This is a genomic window from Enterococcus sp. HMSC076E04 (genome assembly GCF_001814285.1).
GTDB lineage: Bacteria > Bacillota > Bacilli > Lactobacillales > Enterococcaceae > Enterococcus_B > Enterococcus_B lactis.
Map to the genome: position 1 here is coordinate 1 of NZ_KV815633.1, position 5,585 is coordinate 5,585.

Here is a 5,585-nt window from a genome sequence, read left to right on the forward strand (position 1 = left end):
TTTTCTATTTACACAAAATATTTTACACTCTCATTCTCTTATTAAGAACTACCTAATTTGGGTAGTTCTTATTTTTTACATTTTAAGTAGTATTTAATTGCAATTTGGTAGTATTTTTTTATTATCTTATTCTTAGAACGGTAGTACTTAATATAAATATAGGTAGTATCTAATTTAAGTATTAATGGTAGTATCTAAATTAACAGGTAGTATGTAACTACTTTAAAGTAATTTTTTTCAGATTAACACAGTAGTATCTTATTAAATAAGTTAATTTTAATGGTAGTACATAATTATTATATATATCTGACATTGGTAGTACTTATTGTATTTTTCAGTAGTATATAATCTATTGTTTTCTAGCCTAAAGCCTTGTCTTATAAGAATAATATAATATATACTACTGAAATAAGGTAGTATATATTGCTAGTAATGGTAGTATGTTTTATATGCATAAGGTAGTTCTTAATTTATTTTTTGTTTTGACACTGGTAGTACTTAATTATCTTTAATTTTAAAACTAAATTTTATTCATACGTTCTTCTGGTAGTATTTAATTATAAATAATATTTATTTAAAGTAGTTCTTAATAACTTTAAAGGTAGTACATAATTCACTTTATTTCTGATTTTAGGTAGTATTTAATTAAAAAACAGTTTTAATGCGTTTGCATTTTTTATTTATCTTTGCTATTTTCGAAAAGAGTAGGTAATTTTACATAAATAAAACAACGTGAAAGTAGAGGATCTACAATGACTGATTTTAAATTTTTTAAGGCGGATAGAGTTTACAACGAATTATTTTATCAATTTCCAAAAGTCTTTATTGTTTCTGACGAATACAAAAAAATGAAAGATTCAACTAAGATTGCCTATATGCTTTTAAAAGCAAGATTAGAGATCGCAATCAGCAAACGGCAAATCGATGAAGAAGGTAATGTTTATTTTACTTATACGACAAATGAACTATGTAGAGTATTAAACTGCCAAAAGCAAAAAGCGATAGCAATCAAAAAAGAGTTGGAATCCTTTGGTTTATTATTACAAAAGCAGATGGGATTTAACAAACAGTTAGGGAAAAATAATCCTAATAGACTATATCTAGCAGAATTAAAAGTCTCAGAAAATGATATCTACTTACTCGAAAAATTTGATAGAGAGAATAGGGAAAACGTTGATAAATCAGAGGGTATGAAAATCATACCCACCCTCGACGAAAAATCAGACGCTGAATCCCTTGGGGCTCAAGAGGGTATGAAAATCATACCGTGCCAAAACGTTGATAAATCAGAGGGTATGAAAATCATACCAGAACTTAATAATAATATATTAGACACTAATAGACACAATATAGACACTGAAAAAGACCGCCTACAAGATCAATTGTTGTTAGACAATTTTGAGACAATTATGACAAACGACAGCATTGCTACGTTTGTCCCTGAACGAGTATTAAATTTGATAAAAACATTTTCTTCAAGTTACAGTGAAGCTCAAAAAACCGTCCAGACTATTCATAATGCAAAGAAAAAAGCTGAAATAGAAAGTGGTATTTCGATAGTTTTTGAAGAACTCGATAGTTATTATGTCAATGCAGAACAAGAATTATACACGACACTGTTAAAAGCCTATCAAAAATTAAAAACCGAAAAAGTCGAAAATATCCAGAACCTGATTTTTGTCTATGTAAAAAATTGGTTTATCGAAAAACCAATAGCTGCTAAAGTATCAAGTGAAAAACGTTTGAATTATGAAAGCTCCCCAAGCACTATTACGAAAGACTGGTTAGAGTGAAACTTTACTGACAAAGTGATTGTTGCTTCATGAAGTAACATTAAAATTAAAAATTTTTTATTATTCTAATTATATTACGAATATTACAAAATAATAGCTATTTTAATAGAATTTATAAGTTAAAATATTATGATAAAAATCACAAACGTAGCCTTTTACGTCATAAGTGTTAAAAGAAATAATTAATTTCAAATATAGAAAAGGGAACGTATGTTTGCATACTCCTTTTTTTTGAGTTATAATAATACGCGAAGAGAGATAATTTCATTATTTAAACAAGCTAAAAATCTTGATATTACTTCTTTTCAGGCAATACGAATATTATTCGCTTACATTTTTTGTATAAATTTAATTGTCTGCTATGCTTGTGATGAATTGATTTTCGTTCTGCACTTTTAGATGATAAATTTGGACAATTGAAAATACAAAAAAAAGAAAGGCGGTATGAACTCGGAAGGCTGGTAACCTTCGTCAGCGTTCATACACGGCATTAAGATTTGGCCCTTAATGCGTTAACCTTTCAGTGTTACGGTATTACCCGCAATGGATTTAGTATAACAGATATTCAAAAGTGATACCACTTTTTTTGGCTGTGTTAAGGTTAAAAATACGTGATATTACGATGAATCTATGCCTAAGCATAATGTTATAAAAATGTCCGTGTGGCTCTTTGCCGTATGACGAACGCTGAAATTAGAGGGAACGCATGTTTGGATGCGTTCCCTCTTTTTTGTTTGTCATGAACGAAAATCAATTCTCTATTTTTGAAAAATAACAAGAAAAACTTGTTAAAAATATTTAAAGAAATTGGGTGGTTTATTTTATGTCATATACAGGAATTTTGAGTCTCAAAGATATTTGTCACTACGGTAAACGGTGTACCGCTACAGAGAAAATCACGAAGAAACTATCAACTGGCCAAAGTAAAACCGTTGTGCAGTGTAAGAAATATATAATCCAGAAAGACAAAGTCTCAGAGGAAATGATTTATTACATTGGGAAACAAAAGCAAATAATTTTAAAAGATCCTATCCCCTTAAAAGAGCTATATCCAACAATCAAACATGTTTATGACCAAAACGGTGTACTGATTGGTCGAAGAAAAAATGGAGTCTTGCGTTGTACCGCAAAAGGGATGGGGCGTTTAATCAGCTGAATTGATCATTCTCATAACTTGTATTTTATCGTTTTTCGCTTGCTTGAAAATATTGTCGAGACTTCTAAAAGAACTTAGAATCATTAGAAAAATAAGGAGTAGACTTGATCTATCAACAATTTCCTTCGGGGAGTGACGGGGTAGATTTTTACGATTGGTAACGTAAAAAATTGGTCAATCGAGTAAATGCGCTTGTTTGGATAGTGGTGAAATGAATTTGTGTAAATAATATACACAGAGTAAACAAGAGGGAATTTAGAGGTTAGACAAGTTAGAATAGCGCCTAGATTAATCATGAGCAGCTACTAAGGGATCTAGGCTTTGACGCAAACTCATGGAATAAGGAGTAGGTCTTCTCGTAATGGGGAGGACGCACAAGAAATTGTGTCGTGTGCTGCAGTACATGTAGATACTTGCGAGGACGTTGGTCATTGGATCAATCGAGCATTTACCGCTGTCTACTAGGGTTTCTCGTTTCGGACGCCATAAACGAGTCGATATTTTTTATGTATTTTTAAGTAAACGAAAAACGATAAAATATGAACGAGTCCTGAATAAAGTGAAAAAATTGATATAAAACATAGAGAAAATGAAATTTACGTAATGGAGGAATGACAAATGAAAAATTATGATCCGAATATACGATTGGGCACACATACTATTAAGGTTTCTTTCCAACGTTGGGATTACAAAGGTTTTGTGACGTTTAGAAGAGGCGGAAATTGTAAAGGATTAGATGTTTTAGCATTAAACGAGGATGATTTATACGATCAAACATTGACTGATAATCCAATTGGATTCGGCTTGCTACCTGAAGATGATGAAGGTAATGAATGGTTTAAAATGACGCTTATGAATGATAATGGAGACGAATTATCTGTTGAAGATACTTGGTCATATTTGAGTGATTATATTGTCAGCGTTGAAATCATTGAATTTGTAGCGGATAAAGAAGAATAAAAACTGGAGGAATAAATTATGAAATTTTTCGAAGTAAAATCACCATACTATTATGCGTTAATCGCAGCAAAGAATGAAGAAGAATGTGCAGAATTGTATGAACAAGTAGTAACAGATATCGAAAATCGTGAAGAATTTATTCGATGTTTGCATGAGTTAAATCGAAATGAAGCAATTCAAGAGGATGCGAAAAAAATTAGTGAAGAAACGTTACAACCAATCGGTATGGAGGAAGCTACAAAAGACATTTTTACAATTATTGATGAACAAAAATCTTGTGTATTAAGCATTGATTCTACATTGGTTTAATAGATCCAAGATTCTATAATTTTTTTCAAAGTAAAAAGAAATTAGGTAATGATTCTCAGACCAATTACTTAGGAAAATAACCATACAAATTAGATTTTACAGATAAAGGATTAGAAGGAATCACGGCGATTAATAAAAAGGTAGTATTACCTTAGGCATTGAGTAAGGAATTTATTTAGGAGGAAAATTAGATGGCGCGACCAGTTTTAGATGCGATGGATATGGATACTTTGACAAAAGGAAGGTATGTACAGCTGTTAGCTCGTGGTTATTCACCTAAAGATGTATTCAAAGCCCTATCTAAAGGAACAGATATGGAAAAAGAAAGATTACGAAAAGAATTCGACTATTGGAGAGAGCATAACGGAATAAAAGATTTAAAACCAGCACGTCCAGTTATTAGACGAAAAAAATTGAAGAAGTAAGACCAAAGCGTATGGCGTACATAGGCTTTTTTATTTTGATAAAAATAATGAAAGGAAGGAAAACTCATGAATTGTAAAGAAATCGAAAATAGAAAAAAAGTGTCGAAAGAAATGGAAGAAAAGTTACTAAAAACAATGAAACAAAAACAATGAAACAAAAACACCTTAAAAGATTATCTGTCGCGCAATATATCAATGATATGCAGTTAACAGGAAAAGAGAAAGCTTGTTTGTTAGGTTCAATGAAAAACTTTGAACAGTTGAGACGAACTTATGTGAAAAAAAGTTCTAATTGTCAACTATTGTTAGAAGTCTCATGACATTCATTAATAGAATTCATTTTTAAAACTTTTTCTATGGAAATGAGAAAAAGTTTTTTTGTTTTGTCTGAAAGGAGGCAGATGGATGAAAAAATGGTTATTTGGTTTTTTAGGAGTCGCTTTAATCGTCTTTTGCAGTGTGTTTGGCTATGTTAGCTACCAAAAACATGAAGGAGATGTGTTTAAGCAAAATATAGAAAAAAAGATGCCCGTAGATCAAATCAATGCACACGCAAAGAGTTATAAGGAGGATGCAACGAACGTCAATAATGATATGTCTTTGGGGCAAATGTTGTCCATACAAAAAGAAGCAATCGAAATGGGCGTCAATAAACAAGTATTTGCACAAATTCAGATTCCTGCACTTGGTTTAGCATTGCCGATTTTTAAAGGGGCAAATCAATACACTTTGAGTCTTGGAGCGACTACTTATTTTTATGAGGATGCCGAAATGGGCAAAGGAAACTATGTTCTAGCAGGACACAACATGGAAATGCCAGGTGTTTTATTTTCAGATATTCAAAAGTTGTCATTAGGGGAGGTGATGGACTTAGTTAGTAACGATGGCGTCTATCGTTACAAGGTAACGTGGTGTTAGGATGATTTAGTGGACACATTTTGG

Annotated in this window: 5 protein-coding genes and 2 pseudogenes; all 7 read left to right on the plus strand. The window is 31.4% G+C overall.

Annotated elements, in window-relative coordinates:
* The first annotated feature begins 752 nt into the window (after positions 1-752).
* Positions 753-1,793 (plus strand): replication initiator protein A, encoded by a 1,041-nt coding sequence (locus HMPREF2961_RS13555; protein WP_002303636.1) that lies wholly within the window; start codon positions 753-755, stop codon positions 1,791-1,793.
* Between the two features lie 823 nt (positions 1,794-2,616).
* Positions 2,617-2,949, plus strand: coding sequence for a type IV conjugative transfer system protein TraE (gene traE, locus HMPREF2961_RS13560; protein ID WP_002322486.1), 333 nt, complete (start codon positions 2,617-2,619; stop codon positions 2,947-2,949).
* 618 nt (positions 2,950-3,567) lie between these two features.
* Positions 3,568-3,909, plus strand: coding sequence for a DUF5406 family protein (locus HMPREF2961_RS13565; RefSeq protein ID WP_002311521.1), 342 nt, complete (start codon positions 3,568-3,570; stop codon positions 3,907-3,909).
* A gap of 18 nt (positions 3,910-3,927) precedes the next feature.
* Positions 3,928-4,218 (plus strand): hypothetical protein, encoded by a 291-nt coding sequence (locus HMPREF2961_RS13570; RefSeq protein WP_002311523.1) that lies wholly within the window; start codon positions 3,928-3,930, stop codon positions 4,216-4,218.
* Positions 4,219-4,409: 191 nt separating this feature from the next.
* Complete coding sequence (locus tag HMPREF2961_RS13575; protein WP_002311524.1) at positions 4,410-4,643, plus strand: hypothetical protein; 234 nt, start codon at positions 4,410-4,412, stop codon at positions 4,641-4,643.
* A 66-nt stretch (positions 4,644-4,709) separates the two neighbouring features.
* Positions 4,710-4,963: pseudogene (locus HMPREF2961_RS15475) on the plus strand (hypothetical protein).
* An 85-nt stretch (positions 4,964-5,048) separates the two neighbouring features.
* A pseudogene (locus tag HMPREF2961_RS13585) lies at positions 5,049-5,552 on the plus strand (class A sortase); the annotation flags it as partial.
* Positions 5,553-5,585: the final 33 nt, after the last annotated feature.